The following is a 3,439-nucleotide window of genomic DNA, read 5'->3' as shown; positions in this document are numbered from 1 at the left end:
CCCTCAACGGCGCGGCCGAATCCGCTCCGGCAAAGCCGTCGCCCATCCAGGACGATTTCGGTTTCGGGCCGGCCGCTCCGGCGCATGGCGAATGGCCGGCGGGCCAGCGCGAGCGCGTCGCCGAAAGACCGCAACCGGCGAACCCATGGGACTTGCCGGCGCAGGCGCCCGAGCCCCCTCCCGCGCCGCGTGTGGACGCCAGTCCGCGACCGGTCCGTCAGCCGCCGGCGGCCCCGTCGCAGTCGCACTCGGACATGGCGCTTCGCGCCGCCTTCCTGCGCGGCATGGGCGTCGAGGAAGCCGATCTCGCCGGCCGCGACGCGATCGCCGAGATGGAGAAGTTCGGGCGGGAGTACCGGCTGATGATGGAAGGGCTGATGCAGCTTCTGCGCAAGCGCTCGGAGGAAAAGGGAAACGCGCGTGTCGCCCAGACGATGGTTGGCGCCTCCGAGGTCAATCCGCTCAAGTTCCTGCCGACGGTCGACGATGCCATCGTAACCATCCTTGGCGAACGCAGCCCCGGCTTTCTTGATGGCGAGGCGGCGATCTCGGACGCGGTCCGCGATCTGGCGCAGCATCACGTGCGCGCCTGGCGCGGCGTGCAGGCGGCGCTTCGCCAGCTGGTCGACCGCTTCGACCCGGCGGCGATCGAGGATGAGCTGAAGTCGAATTCCGCGATCGGCACGCTGCTTTCGGGTGGGCGCGGCGCCAAGCTGTGGGAACTCTACCGGAAACGCCACCGTGAGATCGCCGAGAGCGCTGAAAAGACCTTCCTTGGCGAAGTCGGCGCTGATTTTAGGGATGCATATGAGGAGGAGTGAGACATGATCGATCGACGCGAATTCATCATTGCCCTTGGTGCCACGGGGCTGGTTTCGGCCTGCCAGAGCGGTCCGCCGAAACCATCGGTGATTACCGTCAACGTGAGCGGCGGAGCCGGCATGAACCCGGGGCCAGGCGGCGGAGACCGGCCGGTGACGGTCCTGGTGATGCGGCTGAGCAGCACTGGCAAGTTCAATTCGGCCGACTATTTCGCGCTGCAGGGCGATGCAGGGTCCGCGCTCGGGGCCGACCTCATCGGATCCGACACCATCTCCGTCGCGCCGGGAAAGACCGCGGCCAAGACCATCACGGTCGAACCAAACGCGACGGCGCTCGGTTTCGTCGCGCTGATCCGCGAACCTGGTGGGAGGAGCTGGCGAACGACCAAGTCGGTCTCGCCTGGATCCAAATTCACCATCAACGTGACGCTCGGCGGCGGCGGTATCTCCGCCTAGCGGCGAGACAGGGCGAGACAGGAAGTGGCTCCGTGCAGAGAGTAACGGCATGAGCGATGCAAACAGGGTGCTATGGTCTGAGGGACTGTTTCTGCGGACCCAGCATTTCCAGCAGCAGGACCGGTTCCTCGAGGCAACGGTGCGCGGCGCCTTGCGGGCCGGGCAACTGCATACGTTCGGCTTCCAGCAGCTTACCCTGGATCAGTCGTTGCTCGACGCCGGCCAGATCGCCATCTTGTCGGCGCGGGGTATATTCCCCGATGGAACTCCCTTCTCCATTCCCGAGATGATGGATGCGCCGCGACCCTTGCCGGTCACGGCCGACACCGGCGCAGGGCCGGTGCTGATCGCGCTGCCGCTCGAACCTCCCGGAGGCGTCGGCTTCGATCCGGCGCACGCCGCATCCACCGGCGCGCGCTATCACGGGCGGATCGTCTCGGTCCGCGACGCGGTGCAAGGAGGTTCGGACCCCGAGGAAATCGAGATTGCCCGGCCGCAGGCGCTGTTGCTTGCGCCGGGCAAGTCGGTTGGCGGCTACACCGCCCTGCCCGTCGCCGATGTCAAAGGCGTGCGGGCCGATGGTGGCGTCTCGCTGGACGAGACGTTCCTGCCGCCGACATTGATCACGGGTGCGGTGGCCTGGTACCGGCAATTGCTTCTGGAAGTCGTCACCGGCCTCGACCAGATCGCCGAGGCGCATGGCAAGATGGTGATGGGCGGACCAGGGCGCAGTGTCGAAGACCTGTTGATGCTGCACCTTGCCAACGCGGCGCGCCCGCGGCTGGCGCACATGCTGACGCAGGACGTCTTTCACCCGGCCGAGCTCTACCTCGAGCTTGCCGGCCTCGCTGGCGAGATGGCGACCTACGGCTCCAGTTCGCGACGGCTGGGCGAATTGCCGGCCTATGACCACATGGCCCCCGGCCCCGCCTATACGGCGCTGGCCGATGCCTTGCGCTCGCTCATCCTGAGCCTGCGTTATATCGAGCCCAAGTCGCGCGCCCTGCCTGTCATGCGGCACTCGACCAATGTCTGGAAGATCCGCATCGACAACCCGAAGCTGCTGGTGGCGAGCCGCATCGTCATCCGGGTCGGGTCCGAGCTGTCGGAAGATGCGCTGCGCAAGATCTTCGTCAATCAGGCGACGGTCGGCGCGGCCGACCAGTTCGAAGGCCTGTGGAAGTCGCGCCTGCCCGGCATTCCGCTGAAGCCGCTGCATTCACAGCCGCGCGAAATCCCCTACGACGGCGACCGGCTGTGCCTCGAGCTTGACCAGAAGAGCGAGCACTGGGCCTCGCTGCTCGACGCCCCCGGCTTCGTCATCGGCGTTTCCGGTGTCTTGCCGAGCGAGCCGCAGGTCGACTGCTATTCGGTGAACAGGTGAGATCATGAGCCGGGATGATCCCTTCGGACTGTCGGAGGATCGTGAACGCACGCGCATCAGACTGACCGGCGCCCAGATGCCGCGGCCGATGGCGCCGATGCTGACGGGTGCGCCGGTCAAGCGCTCGCGCGCCCATCCCAATGCGCTCATCAACGCCTTCGCGCCGCTGCTCGAATTCGCGCCCGAGCTTGAAAGCGCCCTGGCGCCGGAGAACCCTGAAACATTGCGCACGCGCCTGCTCGAAGAGCTGGTTCGGGCGCGCGATGCCGCCATGACATCGGGATCGTCTCTGGAGCGCGCCGATCAGGCGGCCTGGGTGGTGGCGGCGCTGCTTGACGACCTCGCGCTGAACACGCCCTGGGGCGGCGCCAGCGCATGGCCCCGCCAGCCGCTGGTGGTCATGCTGCGCGGCGACGTCGATGCCGGCACCCAGTTCTTCACGCGTCTCGACGAACTGGAGCGCCACCCGAACCGGGATCGCGAATTGCTGGAGCTGCAGTACCAGTGCCTGGCGCTCGGCTTCCGCGGCAAATACCGGGTGCCCGGCCGCTCCGGCGACCGATCGCTCAATGCCGTTCGCGTGGCGGCGGCGCGCTTCCTGCGCGATGCCGACGCCGAGGGCGCGCCGCTGTCGCCACACTGGAAAGGCGTGATCGCCTCGGACGAGCCGCAGCGCTTCATCGTGCCGATCTGGGTGATGGCGCTTGCCGCGGCGGTGATCGCCACCGTGGTCCATATCGGCCTCTCGATGGGACTGAGCAGCCAGGCGGTGGAACTC

The 3,439-nt window shown here is 67.3% G+C and carries 4 protein-coding genes; all 4 read left to right on the top strand.

Going from position 1 to position 3,439, the window contains the following annotated elements:
- On the top strand, positions 1-821 hold an 821-nt coding region (gene tagH, locus EN745_RS32140; protein ID WP_127423108.1), incomplete at its 5' end, for a type VI secretion system-associated FHA domain protein TagH.
- 3 nt (positions 822-824) lie between these two features.
- Positions 825-1,277 carry a type VI secretion system lipoprotein TssJ gene (tssJ, locus tag EN745_RS32135; RefSeq protein WP_126058943.1) on the top strand — a complete coding sequence of 151 codons (453 nt, stop codon included), beginning with the start codon at positions 825-827 and terminating at the stop codon, positions 1,275-1,277.
- 49 nt (positions 1,278-1,326) lie between these two features.
- Positions 1,327-2,661, top strand: a complete 1,335-nt coding sequence (gene tssK / locus EN745_RS32130) for a type VI secretion system baseplate subunit TssK (RefSeq protein WP_127423107.1) — start codon at positions 1,327-1,329, stop codon at positions 2,659-2,661.
- A gap of 4 nt (positions 2,662-2,665) precedes the next feature.
- Positions 2,666-3,439 (top strand): type IVB secretion system protein IcmH/DotU (gene icmH / locus EN745_RS32125; RefSeq protein ID WP_145992254.1); only part of this gene is annotated, 774 nt, incomplete at its 3' end.

Source organism: Mesorhizobium sp. M4A.F.Ca.ET.022.05.2.1 (genome assembly GCF_003998845.1).
In the GTDB taxonomy this organism is placed as follows: Bacteria; Pseudomonadota; Alphaproteobacteria; order Rhizobiales; family Rhizobiaceae; genus Mesorhizobium.
Note: the sequence above shows the minus strand (reverse complement) of the source record. Positions and strands in the feature narration are given on the sequence as shown.

What these genes read in the sequence shown, in the direction of transcription:
- tssJ (WP_126058943.1), top strand. Translation starts at nt 825, where the DNA reads ATGATCGATCGACGCGAATTCATCATTGCCCTTGGTGCCACGGGGCTG.
- tssK (WP_127423107.1), top strand. Translation starts at nt 1,327, where the DNA reads ATGAGCGATGCAAACAGGGTGCTATGGTCTGAGGGACTGTTTCTGCGG.